Raw genomic sequence first — 19,522 nt, 5'->3', positions numbered from 1 at the left:
TACGGGTCGGCAGTCCGGTACCCCCGCCCGCTCGCCGGGGTGCGCGGCCGTGCCGCGCGCCCCCGTGCCCACGTGCCCCAGGACACGCGCCCCGCGCACCTGCCCCAGCCTCCCCGCGTGCCCCACGCAGAGCCCCCGTACAGCCTGCCCGGAGGGCGTCCGCTCGCGTACCGTTGACGCATGACGAGCTTCGGTGGGACCGCATCTTCCGGGATGGTCGACTGGAACCTCGCGGTGGCGACCGCGACTCGGCTCGTGCGGCCGGGGCCGGAGGTGAGCCGGGACGAGGCGCGCGCCGTCGTCGCGGAACTCAGGCGGCACGCCAAAGCCTCGGAGGCGCACGTCCGGGGCTTCACTCGTCTGGGGACCGAGGACGTGCACGACACCCCGGTGCTCGTGGTCGACCGTCCGGGCTGGGTGCGCGCCAACGTCGCCGGGTTCCGGGAGATCCTGCGCCCCCTGCTGGAGAAGATGCAGGAGCGGCGCGGCAGCAGCGCGGGCAACGCCGTCCTCGGTGCCGTCGGCGGCAAGGTGACCGGCGTCGAGCTGGGGATGCTGCTGTCGTTCCTGTCCTCGCGCGTCCTCGGGCAGTACGAGACCTTCGCCCCCGCCACCACCGACCTCCCCGCCGCGGGCGCCCCCGGCGGGGGACGGCTGCTGCTCGTCGCGCCGAACATCGTCCACGTCGAGCGCGAACTCGACGTCGAGCCGCACGACTTCAGGCTCTGGGTGTGCCTGCACGAGGAGACCCACCGCACCCAGTTCACGGCGGTGCCCTGGCTCCGCGACCACCTGGAGGGCGAGATCCAGTCCTTCCTCGCGGAGACCGACGTCGACCCGGTGACCTTCCTGGAGCGCGTCCGCGACGCCGCCCAGTCCCTCGCGGGCGGCCGCCCCGAGGGTGAGGAGGACGACGGCGGACGCTCCCTGGTGGACCTCGTGCAGACCCCCGCCCAGCGCGAGATCCTCGCCCGCCTCACCGCCGTGATGTCCCTCCTGGAGGGCCACGCCGACTTCGTCATGGACGGCGTCGGACCCGACGTCGTGCCGTCCGTCGCCGAGATCCGCGAGAAGTTCCAGCAGCGCCGCGCCAAGGGCGCCTCCCGCCTCGACCTCGCCCTGCGCAAACTCCTCGGTCTGGACGCCAAGCTGCGCCAGTACCGCGACGGCGAACGCTTCGTGCGCGCCGTCGTCGGCGAGGTCGGCATGGACGGCTTCAACCGCGTCTGGACCTCGCCCAACACGCTGCCCACGAAGTCCGAGATCGCCAAACCCGCCGACTGGGTCGCCCGCGTCCACGGCAGGACCGAGTAGCCGGGTAAGCGCCGACCCCGCTCACCACAAGCAAGCACACCCCCATGAACTCCCTCGAACGGACGGCAGGAAGACGGCAGGCGGACGCCGCTCCTATCACCCGTCCGAGGGACCGTCAGCCATGCGTAGGCGTGCGATGCTCGGGGAAGGGCCCGCTTCTGTCACCATCGACGCACTCTGAGTGACCGAACCCGGGCTCACTCCCGAAACTCCATGAAGGGAACCGGACATGGGGCCCCACCCCGCGGTCGCGGCGATACGCCTGGCGGTCCGCCGCGTACTGCACGACGTCATCACCGAACACAGCCGCCGCCCCGAGGCGGCCACCGCCCTCGCGCCGGCCGGCCGGACCGCCCGCGACCAGGGCCCGCCCGCCGACCCGGTCGCCCCCCTCGTGCTCGTCGCCTGCTCCGGCGGCGCCGACTCCATGGCGCTCGCCTCCGCCCTCGCCTTCGAGGCACCCCGCCTCGGCGTGCGCGCCGGTGGCGTCACCGTGGACCACGGACTCCAGGAGGGCTCCGCCCTGCGCGCCGCGGAGGTCGCCCTCCGGCTGCGCGAGCTGGGCCTCGCCCCCGTCGAGACCGTCGCCGTCAGCGTCGGCCGCGAGGGCGGACCCGAGGCAGCCGCCCGCGACGCCCGGTACGCCGCCCTTGACGCCGTCGCCGAACGCCACGGCGCCGCCGCCGTCCTGCTCGGCCACACCCGCGACGACCAGGCCGAGACCGTCCTGCTGGGCCTCGCCCGCGGCTCCGGCATCCGCTCCCTGTCCGGAATGGCCGCGGTCTCGGGGGCCGGCGGCCGTTACCGGCGTCCCTTCCTCCAGCTCGACCGGCAGACCGCCCGCAAGGCATGCCTGGTCCAGTCGCTGCCGGTCTGGGACGACCCGCACAACACCGACCCCGCCTACACCCGCTCCCGGCTGCGCCACGAGGGACTGCCCGCGCTGGAGAAGGCGCTCGGCAAGGGCGTCGTGGAGGCACTCGCCCGCACCGCCCAGCTCTCCCGCGACGACGCCGACGCCCTGGACGCCTGGGCGGGTCAGGCGGAGTCCTCCGTACGGGACGACGCGGGGCTGCTGGAGTGCGCCAAGCTCTACGCGCTGCCCCCCGCCGTGCGCCGCCGCGTGCTGCGCCGGGCGGCCATCGAGGCGGGCGCTCCGGCCGGTTCCCTCTTCGCCCGGCACATCGAGGAAGTCGACCGTCTGATCACCGGCTGGCGTGGTCAGGGGGCCATCAACCTGCCCGGCAAGGTCGTCGCCCAGCGTCAGGGTGGCAGACTGGTGATTCGGCAAGGCTAAAGTTCCGGCCCCGGGAGCGACCCTCCCAGGCGGCCGGGGCCGCCGGCCGCCACAGTGCGGCCGTAAGTGCGGGACGACCGAAAGTGATGCGGGTGGACGCGAAAGACATGGGTGCGGACCTCAAGTCGGTGCTCATCACCAAGGAAGAGATCGACGCGAAGCTGGCGGAGCTGGCCGCGAAGATCGACGCGGAGTACGCGGGCAAGGACCTGCTCATCGTCGGCGTCCTCAAGGGCGCGGTGATGGTGATGGCGGACCTCGCCCGGGCGCTGTCCACCCCCGTCACCATGGACTGGATGGCCGTGTCCTCCTACGGCGCGGGCACCCAGTCCTCCGGTGTGGTCCGCATCCTCAAGGACCTCGACACCGACATCAAGGGCCGTCACGTCCTGATCGTCGAGGACATCATCGACTCCGGGCTGACCCTGTCCTGGCTGATCTCGAACCTCGGCTCGCGCGAGCCCGCCTCCCTCAAGGTGTGCACGCTGCTGCGCAAGCCGGAGGCGGCCAAGGTCGCGATCGACGTGGAGTGGGTCGGCTTCGACATCCCCAACGAGTTCGTCGTGGGCTACGGCCTCGACTACGCCGAGAAGTACCGCAACCTGCCGTTCGTCGGTACGCTCGCGCCCCACGTCTACGGCGGCTGACCCGAGCGGATCAGCCCGTCCGGAGATCGGGAACCCCGGCGGGGCTCGCGCCGTTGGAGCAAGGGAGAGGCGGACCACAGTCCGTCCGCACCGCTCCGTGCGGCTGCGGGCACCCATGCTGGGGTACCGTCAGAAGAACTGTCTTATCAAACTCACTATGGCAGGAGGGACGGGGCGGCACCGCTCCGTATGGATGGACGTGAAGCGATACTTCCGTGGGCCGGTCATGTGGATCGTGCTGGCCGTCCTTGCCGTGGTCGTGTTGATGACGGTCGTCGGCCAGTCCGGCGGCTACAAGACGGTGGACACAGGCCAGGTCGTCGCCGCGATCAACGACAACAAGGTCCAGTCGGCCAAGGTCACCACCGGTGACGAGCAGACCATCAAGGTCACGCTGAAGGACGGCGTCAAGGTCGAGGGCAGCTCGAAGATCCAGGCGAGCTACATCGGCGACCAGGGCGTGGCGATCGCCCAGACGCTGCAGAACAAGTACCAGGACAAGCAGATCGCGGACGGGTACACCGTCTCGCCCTCGAAGCAGAACCCGTTCGTCGGTGTCCTGCTCTCGTTGCTGCCCTTCGTCCTGATCGTCGTCGTGTTCCTGTTCCTGATGAATCAGATGCAGGGCGGCGGCTCCCGGGTCATGAACTTCGGCAAGTCCAAGGCGAAGCTCATCACCAAGGACACGCCGAAGACGACCTTCTCCGACGTCGCGGGCTGCGACGAGGCGGTCGAGGAGCTCCAGGAGATCAAGGAGTTCCTCCAGGAGCCGGCCAAGTTCCAGGCCGTCGGCGCCAAGATCCCCAAGGGCGTGCTGCTGTACGGCCGTCCCGGTACCGGCAAGACGCTTCTCGCGCGTGCCGTCGCCGGTGAGGCCGGGGTGCCGTTCTACTCGATCTCCGGCTCCGACTTCGTCGAGATGTTCGTCGGTGTGGGCGCCTCCCGCGTCCGCGACCTGTTCGAGCAGGCCAAGGCGAACGCCCCGGCGATCGTCTTCGTCGACGAGATCGACGCGGTCGGCCGCCACCGCGGCGCCGGCCTCGGCGGTGGTCACGACGAGCGCGAGCAGACGCTGAACCAGCTCCTGGTCGAGATGGACGGCTTCGACGTGAAGGGCGGCGTCATCCTGATCGCCGCCACGAACCGGCCCGACATCCTGGACCCGGCGCTGCTGCGTCCCGGTCGTTTCGACCGGCAGATCGCGGTCGACCCGCCGGACCTCCAGGGCCGCCTGGAGATCCTCAAGGTCCACCAGAAGGGCAAGCCGGTCGCGCCCGACGTCGACCTGGCCGCCGTCGCCCGCCGTACCCCCGGCATGACGGGCGCCGACCTGGCCAACGTGCTCAACGAGGCCGCGCTGCTCACCGCGCGCAGCGACCAGAAGCTGATCGACAACAAGGCGCTGGACGAGGCGATCGACCGTGTGGTCGCGGGCCCGCAGAAGCGGACCCGGATCATGTCGGACAAGGAGAAGAAGATCACCGCGTACCACGAGGGCGGACACGCCCTGGTCGCGGCTGCCTCGCCGAACTCCGACCCCGTCCACAAGATCACCATCCTGTCCCGTGGGCGTGCCCTGGGCTACACGATGGTGCTCCCGGACGAGGACAAGTACTCGACCACGCGCAACGAGATGCTCGACCAGCTCGCCTACATGCTGGGCGGACGCGCGGCGGAGGAACTGGTCTTCCACGACCCGACCACCGGCGCCGCGAACGACATCGAGAAGGCCACCAACGTGGCCCGCGCGATGGTCACCCAGTACGGCATGACCGAGCGGCTCGGCGCCATCAAGTTCGGTGGCGACAACAGCGAGCCGTTCCTGGGCCGTGAGATGGCTCACCAGCGCGACTACTCGGAAGAGGTCGCCGCGCTGGTGGACGAAGAGGTCAAGAAGCTCATCGAGACCGCGCACAACGAGGCGTGGGAGATCCTGGTCGAGAACCGCGACGTCCTCGACAACCTGGTCCTGGCGCTCCTGGAGAAGGAGACCCTGGGCAAGGAGGAGATCGCCGAGATCTTCGCGACGATCCACAAGCGCCCGCCGCGGCCCGCGTGGACCGGTTCCTCCCGTCGTACGCCCTCGACCCGTCCGCCGGTGCTCTCCCCCAAGGAGCTGGCACTGACCAACGGTGCGAACGGCTCCACGGCCGCGATCAGCACGATCAAGTCCACGGCCGCCGAGCCGGCCCCGGCCACGGAGCAGTCCCCCGAGGACCGCACCGATAGCTGATCCTTCGGCCACCTGGCCGGAATGTATGCCGCGCCCCCCGGGTTCTAGCCTGGGGGGCGCGGCATTTCGCCATGTCCGCGCGGCGAGACGTACAGGAACGAGGCAACAGATGACCGACCCCGTGACGCTGGCCGGTGAGGGCACCGTCGGCGAGTTCGACGAGAAGCGCGCCGAGAACGCGGTCCGCGAGCTGCTGATGGCGATCGGCGAGGACCCGGACCGCGAGGGGCTGCGGGAGACCCCGGGTCGGGTGGCGCGGGCGTACCGGGAGATCTTCGCGGGGCTGTGGCAGAAGCCCGAGGACGTGCTGACGACGACGTTCGACCTGGGGCACGACGAGATGGTCCTGGTGAAGGACATCGAGGTCTACTCCACCTGTGAGCACCATCTGGTGCCGTTCCGCGGCGTGGCCCACGTCGGCTACATCCCGTCGGTCTCCGGGAAGATCACCGGTCTGTCGAAGCTGGCCCGCCTGGTGGACGTCTACGCCCGCCGTCCCCAGGTGCAGGAACGACTCACCACGCAGATCGCGGACTCCCTGATGGAGATACTCGAGCCCCGGGGCGTCATCGTGGTCGTGGAGTGCGAGCACATGTGCATGTCGATGCGGGGCATCCGCAAGCCGGGCGCGAAGACCCTCACCTCGGCGGTGCGCGGGCAGTTGCGGGACGCGGCGACCCGCAACGAGGCGATGAGCCTCATCATGGCGCGCTGAGCACGCAGCGGAAGCTGAGTCCGCAGCGGATGCTGAGTCGGTAGCGGATCAGGAGCAGCCCGGCCCGGCGCGCCGTCAGGCCGCCGGGTGCGGGCGGCCGTTGTTCTCGTCCTCGTCCTCCGGGAGGCGGCAGACGCGCTCCAGGAAGATGGCGGCCGCTATGACGGCGATGCCCGCGAGGACCGAGAAACCGGCGTAGATGGCCTGGTCGCGGCGGGGCGGGAGGTCGAGCAGCTCCAGGAGGAAGACGCCCGTGCCGCCGTAGATGCCGCAGACGAGGGCGGCGACCAGGGCGCTGGCGTGACCGAAGACGACCGCGCGGGCGGCCATCATCGGGTCCACGCCCTTGGCGCCGGGGCGGCGTTCGCGCTGGGCCTTGAAGCGGCCGCGCAGCGAGAGCGCCGTGGCGAAGAGCACCACGGCGATCAGCGCGAGGACGATGGGCGCGGCGAGCGGCACGCCGGGCAGCGTCCCGAGCGAGTTCCACAGGCGGGCGCCCGCCCAGGACAGGACGCCGGCCACGACGAACACGCCGGCCAGCACCCTGATGCGCAGCTCTTTCACGGTGTCCCTTCAGCTCCCCCCGGACCGGTCCGGTCCCGGCCGTGGTCGTCCTGACCTTAACGACTACTCGGGCAGTCGGAGTTCCAGATCCGCGCGCGGGGCGACGCCCTCGCGGGTGACCGCCGACAGCAGCTCCGCCACCGCGCCCCGGCCCGGCAGTTCGGCGCCGGGGTCCACGTCGTGCCAGGGGGCGAGGACGAAGGCGCGCTCGTGGGCGCGCGGGTGGGGGAGCGTCAGCTCGGGGTCGTCGGAGGTGACACCGGCGTAGGAGACGATGTCCACGTCCAGGGTGCGCGGGCCCCAGCGCTCGTCGCGGACCCGGTGGAAGGCTTCCTCGACGGCGTGCGCCCGCTCCAGCAGGGAGGACGGGGGCAGGGTGGTCTTCAGCAGGACGACCGCGTTGAAGTAGGCGGGCTGGCTGCCGGGCTCGACGCCCCACGGCTCCGTCTCGTAGACCGGGGAGACGGCCTTCACGCGCACGCCCGGGGTGTCCTCGAAGGCGTCCACGGCGGCCTGGAGGGTCTCCAGGCGGTTGCCAAGGTTGGCGCCGAAGGAGAGCACCGCCCACTGGGGGTTGTGCAGGGTCGAGTCGGCCTCGTCGACCTTCTCGACGACGGACGCGGGGACCGGCTGGACGGTCGGGTCGCTCTGACCCTTGGCGAAAGGTCGGGTCATGCTCGGCTCCGGAGGATGGTGACGGTCACGTCGTCGAAGGGCACGGTGATCGGCGCGTCCGGCTTGTGGACGCACACCTCGACCTCCCGCACCGCGTCGTGCTTCAGGCAGGTCTGGGCGATCCGCTCGGCGAGGGTCTCGATGAGGTTCACCGGCTCGCCCTCGACGACGGCCACGACCTCCTCGGCGACCAGGCCGTAGTGCGCGGTCTTCGCCAGGTCGTCGTCGGCCGCGGCCGGCCGGGTGTCCAGGCCGAGGACGAGGTCCACGATGAAGGTCTGGCCCTCTTCGCGCTCCCTGGGGAACACGCCGTGGTGCCCACGGGCCTTCAGGCCGCGCAGCGCGACACGATCCACGCGAATCACTCCTGCAATCGTCGGGAACGGCCGGTCGGTGCCGCGAGCGGGCGGCGCACCGGCCTTGGACGAATCTACCTGCGGGCACCGACAGGGCCGGGCCACGGGGTGTCGGGCGGTGCCGGGCCAAGATCGTTCACAGGGTGGGAACCCGGTGAATTCCGGCCGCGCCGCCGACTGGTGTGCGCACCTACCCGGGCGAGGGTGATTCCAACCACTCCCGCCCGGGGTGTTCAGGCGAGCGTGCCGTCGTCGTCCGGGTTGGAGCCGTTGCCCTCTTCCTCGTCCTCGTCGGTGGTGGCGAGCACCGGGGAGGCGTGGTGCGACCAGAGCTTCCAGCCCGCCGGGGTGCGCCGGAAGGCGTTGGTGGCGACGACGAGCTGGCCGACCAGCGGACCCAGCTCCTCGCCCTCCTCCGGCGCCGGACCCCCGCTGAGGATGTTCTCCGTGCAGGTGACCAGCGCCGTGTCGCCGGTGACGGAGACGTGCACGTCGGTCAGGAAGAACTGGATGTAGTCGGTGTTCGCCATGATCAGCGCGTACGACCTGAGGACCTCGCCGCGCCCGGTCAGCACCGGCCAGCCGGGATGCACGCAGGAGATCACGCCCGCGTCGGCGGGGTCGTGGTACTCCTCGTCCACGCCCAGGTCGGCGGGGGTGAGCCAGAGACCGGCCAGCTCCTCGAAGTCGCCGCGCTCCAGTGCCTCGTAGAAGGCGGTGTTGGCGGCCGACACCTGTTCGACGTCCAGATGCGGCGCGCTCACCGGTCTCCTTCCGACGGCGTACCGGCGGCGGGACCCTGTTCCCGGGCCGCCTCGACCGCCCGCGCCACGCGCACCGCGTCGGCGGTGGCGCGCACCTCGTGCACCCGTACCGCCCAGGCGCCCGCCTGCGCGGCCAGCGCGGAGACGGCGGCGGTGGCCGCGTCGCGCTCGCGGGCGGGCGGGGTGACGCCGTCGGGTCCGGCCAGCACATGGCCGAGGAAGCGCTTGCGGGAGGCGGCGACCAGCAGCGGGTGCCCGAGCGCGCGCAGCGCGTCCAGGTGCGCGAGGAGGGCGAGGTCGTCGGCGGCGTCCTTGGAGAAGCCGAGACCCGGGTCGATCACGATCCGGTCCGGGGCGACACCGGCGTCGAGGACGGCGTCCACCCGCGCGCGCAGCTCGTCCACGACCTCGGTGACGACGTCGGCGTAGTGCCCCCGGACGTTGCCGCCCGCCAGCAGACCGCGCCAGTGCATCACCACGAAGGGGGCACCGGCGGCGGCGACCACCGGGAGCATCGCGGGGTCGGCGAGACCGCCGCTGACGTCGTTGACGAGCGCGGCGCCCGCCGCGAGGGACTGCTCGGCGACCGAGGCGCGCATGGTGTCCACGGACACCACCACACCCTCGGCGGCCAGACCCCGCACCACGGGGAGGACCCGGCGCAGCTCCTCCGCCTCGTCCACCCGGGTGGCGCCGGGGCGGGTGGACTCGCCGCCCACGTCGACCAGATCGGCGCCCTCGGCCACCAGGTCGAGACCGTGCTTGACGGCATGGGTCGTGTCGAACCAGCGGCCGCCGTCGGAGAAGGAGTCGGGGGTCACGTTGACGACCCCCATGACCGCGCACCGGTCCCATTCCGGCAGGCCCGCCACCCGGCCGCGTCCGCTGTGGTTGTTCATACGTTCAGCGTAGGCCCCGAAGGGCGCCCGGCTCGCGCGACGGCCCGGACCGGGACGGCCCGGTGAAAAGGGGCCGTGTCCCGGTCCGGGCCGTGGTGTCGACTCGGCGGGGGTGCGTGGCGCCGGTCAGGCGGCGCGTACGTCGTGTTCGACGGCGGCGTGCCCGCAGGGGCGCGGGGTCGTCGCCCGGCGCCCGCGCAGGAAGCGCGGCAGGGGCAGCGCGAGGTTGACGAAACCCTCCGCCTGCATGGCGGCGAAGCCGATGCGGGGCAGGTCGCCGGAGGCGCGGTAGATCAGGAAGCGCGGCTCCCAGCGCGGCTGGAACTTGGCGTTGAACTTGTACAGCGACTCGATCTGGAACCAGCGCGAGAGGAACACGAGGAGCCCGCGCCAGGCGCGCAGCACCGGGCCCGCGCCGATCTTCTCGCCGCGCGCGAGGGCGGAGCGGAACATCGCGAAGTTGAGCGAGACCCGGGTGATGCCGAGGCGGGGCGCCGCCTGGAGGGCGGCGACGATGAGGAGTTCGTTCATGCCGGGGTCGGCGGAGCGGTCGCGGCGCATCAGGTCGAGCGAGGCGCCGTCCGGTCCCCAGGGCACGAAGTGCAGGATCGCCTTGAGGTCGCCGTAGGGACCGGGGACCTCGTCCTGCTTGTGGGCGGTGGCGATCAGGCAGTCGCCGTCGGAGGGATCGCCGATGCGGCCGAGCGCCATGGAGAAGCCGCGCTCGGTGTCGGTGCCGCGCCAGTCCTCCGCCGCGCGGCGGATACGCTCCAGCTCCGCCTCGCCCAGGTCACGCACCCGCCGTACCCGGGTCTCGTAGCCGGCCCGCTCGATGCGCTTGACCATCTGGCGCACGTTGCGCATCGCGCGTCCGGCGAGCGAGAAATCCGCCACGTCGACCACCGCCTCGTCGCCCAGCTCCAGGGCGTCCAGACCGGTCTCGCGGGTCCACACCTCGCCGCCCGTCTCCGAGCAGCCCATGACGGCGGGTGCCCAGGAGTGGGCCTTGGCGACGTCCATGAAGCGCTCGATGGCGCCGGGCCACGCCTCCACGTCGCCGATCGGGTCGCCGCTGGCCAGCATCACGCCGGAGACGACGCGATAGGTGACGGCCGCCTTGCCGCTCGGGGAGAAGACGACCGCCTTGTCGCGGCGCAGCGCGAAGTGGCCGAGGGAGTCGCGGCGCCCGTGCCGCTCCAGGAGGGCGCGCAGCCGGGACTCGTCCTCCTCGGTGAGGCGGGCGGCCGGGTGCTCGGGGCGGAAGGCGAGATAGCTGGTGGTGACGGCGGTCAGCCAGCCGAGCGCGCCGAGCGAGAAGGCGACCGTCCAGGAGGTGCTGCCCCGGTAGTCCACCGGTCCCTCGAAGCCGAACAGCCCGTAGACCACGTGTGTCAGCCGGTCGGCCAGGCTCGGGTCGCCGATCGTGCGGCCGGGGTGGACGCTGACGATGACCAGTCCGAGGGCGAGGGACCCCGCGCTCATGAGCACGAAGTTGGCCAGCGCCCACCAGCGGCTGCGCGGGTCGGGCAGCGCGGCGAACTCACGGCGGTAGCAGAGCAGGACCGTGAAGAGCACCAGCGAGATGAACATGCCGATGAGTGAGTGCCGGTACAGGAACTGGGCGACCGCGCCCGCCGGAAGCAGCGCGACGGCGGCCCGCCAGGCGCGCCGCTTGCGCCGTTTGAGCCCGTGTCCGAGCAGCAGCAGGAGCACGCCCGCGCTGAGCGAGAGCGCCGCCGCGAACGGTCCGAAGGAGCCGGGCAGCACCTCGGCGAGGGCGTGCATACGGCTGTGACGGAAGCGCGGGAACACCCCCGCGGCGATGTCCACGACGCCCACGAGGGCGCACGCCCGGCCCGTCAGGACGGGAACCGCCTCCGGACGCGGGCCGCGCGGAAAGCGCCGCGCCCGGCTCGGTCGGCCCGGAACCTGGCCTGACTTTTCGCCATCTATCCTGACAGACATCGCATCCCGTAGTTCTGCGAGAGACCTTGAAACCCGGTGCCGATCGGGGCATCCGGTCACATTGCGCCTTCTAGGACGGTGTGCCGGACTCAGAGGTTCACTCCTCTTCGGAAAGCCGGGTCAAAGGTCAGGGAAAGCCCCGGGCAAGACCGCGCGACGAAGCGTGGCGGCCGGGGGCGGCAAACGCGGACAGGAATTCACCCCATGGGTCTCACGAGCAACAAACTGCTGCTGCTGGCGGTCGTGTTCGCCGTCGCGCTCTTCGGCGCGACGCTGTGGCTGTGGCCCCGGCTGGCCCGGTCGCACTGGCGGGTCCTGCTCGGTCGCGCCGGGCTCCTCCTCGCCACCCAGTTCGCGCTCATCTGCTGCCTGGGGCTCGCCGCCAACCAGGCGTTCGGCTTCTACGCCGGGTGGGCCGACCTGTTCGGCACGGAGACCAACCAGGGCATCGTCGTCGACCAGTCCGCCAACAGCGGTACGGGCGGTCCGCTCCAGGTCGTCTCCACCTCGAAGGTGAAGGGCGGTTCGGGTGCGGACGCCGATCCGCAGACGGCGGGTCAGATCCAGAAGGTGGACATCGTCGGCCGGACCTCGCACCTGGCCACCCCGGCGTACGTCTATCTGCCGCCGGAGTACTTCCAGCCGCAGTACCGCACCCGCACCTTCCCTGCCGCCGTCGTACTGACCGGTTACCCGGGTACGGCCGAGGCGCTGGTCTCCAAGCTGCACTACCCGCGCACCGCGCGGGATCTGGCGAAGAACGGCCGGATGCAGCCGATGATCCTGGTGATGCTGCGCCCGACCCTCGCGCCGCCGCGCGACACCGAGTGCGTGGACGTGCCGCGCGGACCGCAGACCGAGACCTTCTTCGCCAAGGACCTGCCCGACGCCCTCCTCGCCCACTACCGCGTGGGCAAGCGCCCCGGGAGCTGGGGCGTCATCGGGGACTCGACGGGCGGCTACTGCGCGCTGAAGCTGGCGATGCGTCACCCGGGCACCTATGCGGCCGCCGTCGGTCTCTCCGCGTACTACTCGGCGCCCATCGACCCGACCACCGGCGACCTCTTCCAGGGCGACCGGAACCTGCGCGATCACGCCGACCTGCGCTGGCTGCTGAAGCACGAGCCGGCGCCCGACACCTCGCTGCTCGTCACCAGCAGCCGGGTCGGCGAGCACAACTACAAGGACACCCTGAACTTCATCAGGGAAGTACGGGCCACCGACCGGACCAGGATCTCCTCCATCATCCTGGACAGCGGCGGCCACAACTTCAACACCTGGCGACGGGAGATCCCCCCGGCCCTCCAGTGGCTCAGCGGACAGCTCACCGACCGCTGAAACCGGACAACCTGACACTCAGTGACGCAAGCGGTGTGGCCGGATTTTTAGGCCACCCGGGTCCACCAGGCGCCTACGCGCGGTAAGTTTCTGGCCATGCCACGTGGACGCCATCGTCATTCCCCGCCTCTGCACCGGCTGCTGCCCTCGACGGCGATCGCCGGGGTCTCCGTCGTCTGCGCGCTGGCCCCCTGGGTGTTCGCCGGTATGGGGGTGCTGCGGGCGCTGTCCGCCCTCGTCGCGCTGACGGCCGTCGCCGGTGCCGTCGTGATGCGCCGCTGGGACGCGCAGGCCGGCAAGCAGGTCGCCGACCTCACGCGCGCGCGGGCCAGCGACGAGTGGCGCTTCGAGGAACGCGTCGCCGAACTGGAGACCGACCTCGAGGAGGCGCGCGAGGTGCGCGCCAAGCTGGAGCGGCGGCTGCGCGCCAAGCGTGCCGAACTGGCCGGGCTGCGCAACGAACACGCCTCCCTGCTGCGCCGGTACGCCACGGCGGAGACCGAGCGTGCCAGCGCCCTGGAGGGACGCCGGTTGCTCGAACTGGAGTCGGGCGACTCCGACGACGCGCTCGCGCTGCCGCCGGGGACGGGCACGGGGACCGAAGAGGCAGCCGCTGCCGTCGAGCCGACGGAGCCTCAGGTCGCCGCGGAGGCCGAGGACGTGGTGGCACCTCGTCCGGAGTCCATAGCCGTGGCCGCCGGGGCGTTCTCCGCCGAGGGCGCGGAGCTGTACCGCCGGGCCGGTACGGCGCTCGCGCGGCTCGACCGCGATCGGGAGCGGGAGCGCGAGGCGGCGAAGGCCGAGGCGGCGCAGGCCAGGGCTGCGAAGGGCGAAGCCGCGAAGGCGGAGTCCGTGCGCGCCGAGACGCCCGCCTCCGAGCCGGTCGAGCCCGAGTCCGTGGAGCCCGACCCCGCCGACACGGAGCCCGTGACGGACACCGCCGCGCACGAGACCGAGACGGCCGTTGAAGCCGACGCGGAAGCCGACGCCGACCCCGACTCCGAGCCCGACACCCACACCCGCGCCGAAGCCGCGCCCGAGCCCGCCGCCGAGGCGCCCGTCTCCGCCCGGCACGCGCGCCGCGACGGCCACTTCACCGTGCCGACCGCCGTCGCCGTCGTATCGCCCCAGCCGACCCGGCGCCCGGGCGTCGAGGGCGGGTTCGACTTCTTCGGCACCCAGAAGGAGACCGCGACGCCCGCCCTGGGCGCCGTGCAGAACGAGGACCTGGCGGACGTCGTCGGCCAGGAGGCGCTCGCGCTGCACAAGGCGGACGGCGAGTCCGGCTACAAGCCCGCCGCCGGAGCGGCAGGTCAGGTCATCGACCTGACCGCGCACGACGAGACGGAGCACATCGACGTCCAGGGGCTGCGCAGCGCGGTCTCCTGACCCCCGCCGCGGCGCCCGCGAGCCCGGCCCTCCCGACCAGGGAGCGCCGGGCTCGCCCGTTTCCGCCGCCCGCGCGCGTGTAGGGGAGACTGGGACCATGACAGCGACCCAGACCACGGTCGGGATCGGCGGCGCCGCCGAGAGCACCGACATGGTGCTCAACATCGGTCCCCAGCACCCGTCCACGCACGGGGTGCTCCGGCTGCGGCTCGTGCTGGACGGCGAGCGCATCCAGCGCGCGGAGCCGGTGATCGGCTACATGCACCGGGGCGCCGAGAAGCTCTTCGAGGCGCGCGACTACCGCCAGATCATCATGCTCGCCAACCGCCACGACTGGCTGTCGGCGTTCTCCAACGAGCTGGGCGTCGTCCTCGGGGTGGAGCGGATGCTCGGCATGGAGGTCCCCGAGCGCGCGGTGTGGATCCGCACGCTGCTCGCCGAGCTGAACCGGGTGCTCAACCATCTGATGTTCCTCGGCTCCTACCCGCTGGAGCTGGGCGGGATCACGCCGGTCTTCTACGCGTTCCGGGAGCGCGAGGTGCTCCAGAACGTCATGGAGGAGGTCTCCGGCGGGCGGATGCACTACATGTTCAACCGGGTCGGCGGTCTCAAGGAGGACCTGACCGACGGCTGGACCGGACGCGCGCGGGACGCCGTCGCCGCCGTCCGCTCCCGCATGGACGTCTTCGACGACCTGGTGCTCGGCAACGAGATCTTCCGGGGGCGCACCCGGGGCGTGGGCGCGCTCGCGCCCGAGGCAGTGCACGCCTACGGCGTGAGCGGACCCATCGCGCGCGCCTCCGGCGTCGACTTCGACCTGCGCCGCGACGAGCCGTATCTGGCGTACGGCGAACTCCAGGACACCCTCAAGGTCGTCACCCGCGCCGAGGGCGACTGCCTCGCCCGCTTCGAGGTCCTGCTCGCGCAGACCCACAACGCCCTGGACCTCGCGGACGCCTGTCTGGACCGGCTCGCGGAGCTGCCGCCAGGACCGGTCAACCAGCGGCTGCCCAAGGTGCTCAAGGCGCCGGAGGGCCACACCTACGCCTGGACCGAGAACCCGCTCGGCATCAACGGCTACTACCTGGTCAGCAAGGGCGAGAAGACGCCGTACCGGCTCAAGCTGCGCTCGGCGTCGTACAACAACATCCAGGTGCTCGCCGAGCTGCTGCCGGGGACGCTGGTGGCGGACATGGTGGCGATCCTGGGGTCGATGTTCTTCGTGGTGGGGGACATCGACAAGTAGGCGCCGCCATAAGCGAGTTGCTACAGGGGTGCCTGGTCGGTGCCGACCGGCTGGAGGAGCCAGCCGAAGTCGCCGAGACCGCCCGTCGCGGTGAGTTCGGCCGCCTCTCCGGCGCGGGCGAGGGCGCGGACGTATCCGGCGGGGTCCGTGGTGGCGAGCGTGAGCGGGGGGCGTGCGCCGGTCACGTCCAGGGCGCGGAGGGCGTCGCGCTGGGTGAGCAGGCGGGGGGCGGCTCCGGCGGTGTTCTCCTGCGCCGATCCGGCCACCGCGCACGCGTCCAGCGCCACATGCGCCGTGATGTCGCACGTGCCGTCCGGCACCGGGGTCGTCTCCCGTCCCTCCCGGAAACCGGTGAGGGTGCCGAACAGGGGGCGTGCGCCGAGCGCGTGGGTGTAGTCCACGGCGACCGCGAGCCCGCGCGCGACCCGGCGCACGGCCGCCGCCCAGGCGAGATCCCGGGGCAGCCCGATCTCCGCCCGCGCGCCCGGCTCGGCGGGCAGCGGCCACCAGCGGGCCAGCCAGTCGGCAGCCGGTCCTTCGAGCGGTTCCCCGAGCCGCTCGGTGCCGTCCGGGGCGACCAGGACGGCACGGGGCACACCCGCCGGGTCCGTCTCCGCCACGTCCACGGGGACGTTGTCCAGCCACTCGTTGGCGAAGAGCAGCCCGGTGATCGTGTCCGGCAGTTCGTCCCGCCAGTCGATCCGCTCGTCCAGGTCCGCCGGGCGGTCCGCGAGTTCCACGGCGTACGCGCGCGTGCGGGCCACCACCTCGGCGGGCAGCGCGGCGAGCACCCCGGTGACCAGTTCGCCGCGCCCCGCGCCGAGGTCCGCGAAGTCCAGCCGCTCCGGCCGCCCCAGCGCCTCGTCCACCCGGCACAGCAGCCGGGCCACCGCGCCCGCGAACAGCGGCGAGGCGTGCACGGAGGTGCGGAAGTGCCCGGCGGGACCCTCGGGGCGCCGGTAGAAGCCGCCGGGGCCGTACAGGGCGTCCTCGGTCGCCGCCCGCCAGCCGCGCCACGCGCTCTCCGCGCCGGGTCCCTTCGTCACCGGGACAGCCTAGGTCCCACCGGGATCAGCCCTTGCGGAAGTCCGCCGCGTGGTCCTCGGCCCACTGCCCGAAGGTACGCGCCGGGGTGCCGGTGATCTTCTCCACCGTGCCGGTGATCTCCGGCGCGACGCCCACGGACGCCGCGAAGCCCTTCAGCAGCGCCTGGACGAACTCCGGCGGGACGTGCGGGAACAGCTCGGGTCCCGCCTGCTCCGGCGACACCTCCACGAAGGCCGGCTCGCGTCCGGTCGCCCGCCCGATCGCGGCGATCTGATCGGTGTTGGTCGTCGCCTCCGGACCGGTCAGGCGGTGGACGGCGCCCTCGTGGCCGTCGTCGAGCAGCGCGCGTTCGGCGACGGCGGCGATGTCGTCCTCGTGGATGGGCGCCGTGAGCGCGTCCGCGAAGACCCCGCGCACGGTGTCGCCCGCGCGGAGCTGCGGCGCCCACTGCAGGGCGTTGGTGGCGAACGCGTGCGGGCGCAGGAACGTCCAGGTGAGCCCGCTGTCACGGACCTGCCGCTCGGCCGTGGCGTGCATGACGTGGATGGGGTGGCTCTCGTCGCCGCCGCCGACGATGCCGGAGGAGAGCAGCACGACATGCCGTACGCCCGCCTCGCGCGCGGCGGCGAGCAGCCCCGGGATGTCACCGCCCCCGGCCTGGACGTACAGGAACAGCCCGGTCACCCCGTCGAACACTGTGCCCGGATCGTCCGGCCGGAAGCGGACCACCTCGGCGCCCTCGGGGAGGTCGGCGCGTTCCGGGTCGCGGGTCAGCGCCCGCACCGGTTCGCCCGCGGCGACGAGCCGTTCGACAAGGGCACGTCCGACATTGCCGGTGGCGCCGGTCACTGCGATCACGATGGCCTCCTGGGGCTCGGGTGGATCGTCCTTGTCTGGCGCGACCGAGCCTAGAAGGACGGACCGGAGGCGGACATCGGCCCTGCGGACCGGCGCGTCTCCAGCCCTGGCCCCAGGGCCACGGCATCCACCTTGCGGCGTACACGTATCGCGTACGGATCGCCCCTCCGGCTGACCCCCGGGCGCGCCCGCGCTACCTACTCTGGGTTACGTGCAGCGTCTCTATGACTTCCTCCGTCGCCACCCGACGTGGGTCGACTGCTTCTGGGCCGTCGTCCTCCTCGGGGTCTCCGGCGTGAGCGTCGTGAACATGGACGGCACCCCCAACCACCACGGCTCCTACGCCGCCGCCTGGACCGTCTCCGTGATCCTGTGCGCGGTCCTGGCGCTGCGCCGGCGCGTGCCCGAGGCGATGCTGCTCGTGGTGCTCGCCACCGGAGTGGCCCAGCTCGTCCTGGACGTCCAGCCCGTCGCCGCCGACTTCGCGATGCTGGTGATCACCTACACGGTCGCCGCGACCGGCACCCGCTGGGCCTCGCGCCTCGCCCTCGCGGGCAGCCTGGTCGCCGCCTCGCTGGCGCAGGTGCGCTGGCCGAACGAGCACACCAGCGGGCTCGGGCAGATCGCGCTCGCCGTGTTCCAGACCGTGCCGTTCGCGCTCGCCTGGGTGCTCGGCGACTCCATGCGCACCCGGCGCGCCTACTTCGCCCAACTGGAGGAGCGCGCGGCGCGCCTGGAGCGGGAGCGCGAGGCGCAGTCCAAGGTCGCGGTGGCCGCCGAGCGCGCCCGGATCGCCCGCGAGCTGCACGACGTGGTCGCGCACAACGTGTCCGTCATGGTGGTCCAGGCGGACGGCGCCGCCTATGTCCTCGACGCCGCCCCCGACCAGGCGAAGAAGGCACTGGAGACGATCTCCTCCACCGGGCGCCAGGCGCTCGCCGAGATGCGCCGCCTGCTGGGCGTGCTGCGCACCGGGGAGCACCAGGAGAGCGGGGAGTACGTCCCGCAGCCCGACGTCGGTCAGATCGACGACCTGGTCGAGCAGTGCCGCACCTCGGGGCTGCCGGTCGACTTCAAGGTCGAGGGCACCCCGCGCCCGCTGCCCAGCGGGGTCGAGCTGACCGCGTACCGCATCGTGCAGGAGGCGCTGACCAACACGCGCAAGCACGGCGGTCCCGAGGCGGGCGCCAGCGTGCGGCTGGTCTACTTCGACGACGGGCTCGGGCTCCTGGTCGAGGACGACGGCAAGGGCGCGCCGCACGAGCTGTACGAGGAGGGCGGCGCCGACGGGCAGGGGCACGGGCTCATCGGCATGCGGGAGCGGGTCGGCATGGTCGGCGGCACCCTGGACGCCGGTCCCCGGCCGGGCGGCGGCTTCCGCATCAGCGCGCTGCTGCCGCTCAAACCGGCGCACTGATCCCGGCGCACTGATCCCGTCGTACGCCCCCCTTGCCCACCGACCCGACCGATACCGGAAGAGGACTCATGACGATCCGCGTGATGCTCGTCGACGACCAGGTGCTGCTGCGCACCGGGTTCCGGATGGTGCTCGCCGCCCAGCCGGACATGGAGGTCGTCGCGGAGGCGGGCGACGGCGTGGAGGCGCTTCAGGTGCTGGCCGCCACCGAGGTCGACGTGGTCCTCATGGACGTGCGGATGCCCAAGCTGGACGGCGTGGAGACTACGCGCCGGATCTGTCTGGAGCCCGACCCGCCGAAGGTGCTCATCCTGACCACCTTCGACCTGGACGAGTACGCCTTCTCCGGGCTCAAGGCGGGCGCGTCCGGCTTCATGCTCAAGGACGTGCCGCCGGGCGAGCTGCTGAGCGCGATCCGCGCGGTGCACAGCGGCGACGCGGTGGTCGCCCCCTCGACGACCCGCCGTCTGCTCGACCGCTTCGCGCCCATGCTGCCCGCCGCCGGACCGCAGCCCCGGCACAAGGAGCTGGGACGGCTGACCGACCGCGAGCGCGAGGTCATGGTCCTGGTCGCGCAGGGGCTGTCGAACGGCGAGATCGCCGCGCGCCTGGTGCTGTCCGAGGCGACCGTGAAGACCCATGTGGGGCGCATCCTGACGAAGCTCGGACTGCGGGACCGGGTGCAGGTGGTCGTGCTGGCGTACGAGACGGGGCTGGTGCGGGCGGGCGGGAACGGCTGAGACGGGGCGCGGGGGCGGGGGCTGGGGCTGGGCTGGCGTCCTGGCGGATCGTTTCATC

Annotated in this window: 18 protein-coding genes; 10 read left to right on the top strand and 8 right to left on the bottom strand. The window is 72.3% G+C overall.

The genetic code is table 11. The features are described from left to right. Positions 1-213: 213 nt before the first annotated feature. From IF655_RS26175 to folE, 5 genes are all read left to right on the top strand, one after another. A complete protein-coding gene (locus tag IF655_RS26175) occupies positions 214-1,314 on the top strand; it encodes a zinc-dependent metalloprotease (protein WP_199587620.1) in 1,101 nt (366 codons plus the stop codon). A 229-nt stretch (positions 1,315-1,543) separates the two neighbouring features. Beyond that, on the top strand, positions 1,544-2,611 hold the full coding sequence (gene tilS, locus IF655_RS26170; RefSeq protein WP_199587588.1) for a tRNA lysidine(34) synthetase TilS: 1,068 nt from the start codon (positions 1,544-1,546) through the stop codon (positions 2,609-2,611). An 86-nt stretch (positions 2,612-2,697) separates the two neighbouring features. Further along, a complete protein-coding gene (gene hpt / locus IF655_RS26165; RefSeq protein ID WP_018547991.1) occupies positions 2,698-3,258 on the top strand; it encodes a hypoxanthine phosphoribosyltransferase in 561 nt (186 codons plus the stop codon). Between the two features lie 193 nt (positions 3,259-3,451). Further along, the gene (ftsH, locus tag IF655_RS26160; RefSeq protein ID WP_199587587.1) at positions 3,452-5,491 is read left to right on the top strand and encodes an ATP-dependent zinc metalloprotease FtsH; all 2,040 of its coding nucleotides are present in this window, start codon (positions 3,452-3,454) and stop codon (positions 5,489-5,491) included. A gap of 109 nt (positions 5,492-5,600) precedes the next feature. Beyond that, positions 5,601-6,206: a GTP cyclohydrolase I FolE gene (gene folE, locus IF655_RS26155; protein WP_199587586.1), complete on the top strand. Its 606-nt coding sequence runs from the start codon at positions 5,601-5,603 to the stop codon at positions 6,204-6,206. Between the two features lie 75 nt (positions 6,207-6,281). On the opposite strand, the gene IF655_RS26150 is transcribed toward folE, so the two are convergent. From IF655_RS26150 to IF655_RS26125, 6 genes are all read right to left on the bottom strand, one after another. After that, positions 6,282-6,770, bottom strand: coding sequence for a DUF3180 domain-containing protein (locus IF655_RS26150; RefSeq protein WP_199587585.1), 489 nt, complete (start codon positions 6,768-6,770; stop codon positions 6,282-6,284). A gap of 63 nt (positions 6,771-6,833) precedes the next feature. Continuing rightward, positions 6,834-7,445 (bottom strand): 2-amino-4-hydroxy-6-hydroxymethyldihydropteridine diphosphokinase, encoded by a 612-nt coding sequence (gene folK, locus IF655_RS26145; protein ID WP_199587584.1) that lies wholly within the window; start codon positions 7,443-7,445, stop codon positions 6,834-6,836. Next, positions 7,442-7,801: a dihydroneopterin aldolase gene (gene folB / locus IF655_RS26140; protein ID WP_199587583.1), complete on the bottom strand. Its 360-nt coding sequence runs from the start codon at positions 7,799-7,801 to the stop codon at positions 7,442-7,444. Before folB ends, folK begins: the two co-directional genes overlap by 4 nt. Positions 7,802-8,034: 233 nt before the next feature. After that, positions 8,035-8,565 (bottom strand): nuclear transport factor 2 family protein, encoded by a 531-nt coding sequence (locus IF655_RS26135; protein WP_199587582.1) that lies wholly within the window; start codon positions 8,563-8,565, stop codon positions 8,035-8,037. Then, entirely contained in the window at positions 8,562-9,464 is a 903-nt protein-coding gene (gene folP, locus IF655_RS26130; RefSeq protein ID WP_199587581.1) for a dihydropteroate synthase, read from the bottom strand. Before folP ends, IF655_RS26135 begins: the two co-directional genes overlap by 4 nt. 126 nt (positions 9,465-9,590) lie before the next feature. Beyond that, the gene (locus tag IF655_RS26125) at positions 9,591-11,429 is read right to left on the bottom strand and encodes a phosphatidylglycerol lysyltransferase domain-containing protein (protein ID WP_199587580.1); all 1,839 of its coding nucleotides are present in this window, start codon (positions 11,427-11,429) and stop codon (positions 9,591-9,593) included. Between the two features lie 204 nt (positions 11,430-11,633). Here IF655_RS26125 and IF655_RS26120 point away from each other — a divergent pair, with 204 nt between their 5' ends. From IF655_RS26120 to IF655_RS26110, 3 genes are all read left to right on the top strand, one after another. Further along, on the top strand, positions 11,634-12,767 hold the full coding sequence (locus IF655_RS26120) for an esterase family protein (protein WP_199587579.1): 1,134 nt from the start codon (positions 11,634-11,636) through the stop codon (positions 12,765-12,767). Between the two features lie 96 nt (positions 12,768-12,863). Further along, the gene (locus IF655_RS26115; protein WP_199587578.1) at positions 12,864-14,156 is read left to right on the top strand and encodes a hypothetical protein; all 1,293 of its coding nucleotides are present in this window, start codon (positions 12,864-12,866) and stop codon (positions 14,154-14,156) included. A gap of 97 nt (positions 14,157-14,253) precedes the next feature. Further along, on the top strand, positions 14,254-15,402 hold the full coding sequence (locus IF655_RS26110; protein WP_199587577.1) for an NADH-quinone oxidoreductase subunit D: 1,149 nt from the start codon (positions 14,254-14,256) through the stop codon (positions 15,400-15,402). Between the two features lie 20 nt (positions 15,403-15,422). Here the strand turns inward: IF655_RS26110 and IF655_RS26105 are convergent, their stop codons facing one another. After that, the gene (locus IF655_RS26105) at positions 15,423-16,448 is read right to left on the bottom strand and encodes an SAM-dependent methyltransferase (protein WP_199587576.1); all 1,026 of its coding nucleotides are present in this window, start codon (positions 16,446-16,448) and stop codon (positions 15,423-15,425) included. Between the two features lie 25 nt (positions 16,449-16,473). Next, positions 16,474-17,307, bottom strand: a complete 834-nt coding sequence (locus IF655_RS26100; protein WP_199587575.1) for an NAD(P)H-binding protein — start codon at positions 17,305-17,307, stop codon at positions 16,474-16,476. Between the two features lie 211 nt (positions 17,308-17,518). On the opposite strand from IF655_RS26100, the gene IF655_RS26095 reads away from it, so the two are divergent. Both IF655_RS26095 and IF655_RS26090 read left to right on the top strand, forming a co-directional pair. After that, a complete protein-coding gene (locus IF655_RS26095; protein ID WP_199587574.1) occupies positions 17,519-18,724 on the top strand; it encodes a sensor histidine kinase in 1,206 nt (401 codons plus the stop codon). A gap of 68 nt (positions 18,725-18,792) precedes the next feature. Next, on the top strand, positions 18,793-19,464 hold the full coding sequence (locus tag IF655_RS26090) for a response regulator transcription factor (protein WP_199587573.1): 672 nt from the start codon (positions 18,793-18,795) through the stop codon (positions 19,462-19,464). Positions 19,465-19,522 lie beyond the last annotated feature (58 nt).

The organism is Streptomyces sp. DSM 110735 (assembly GCF_016482685.1).
Taxonomy (GTDB): domain Bacteria; phylum Actinomycetota; class Actinomycetes; order Streptomycetales; family Streptomycetaceae; genus Streptomyces.
Note: the sequence above shows the minus strand (reverse complement) of the source record. Positions and strands in the feature narration are given on the sequence as shown.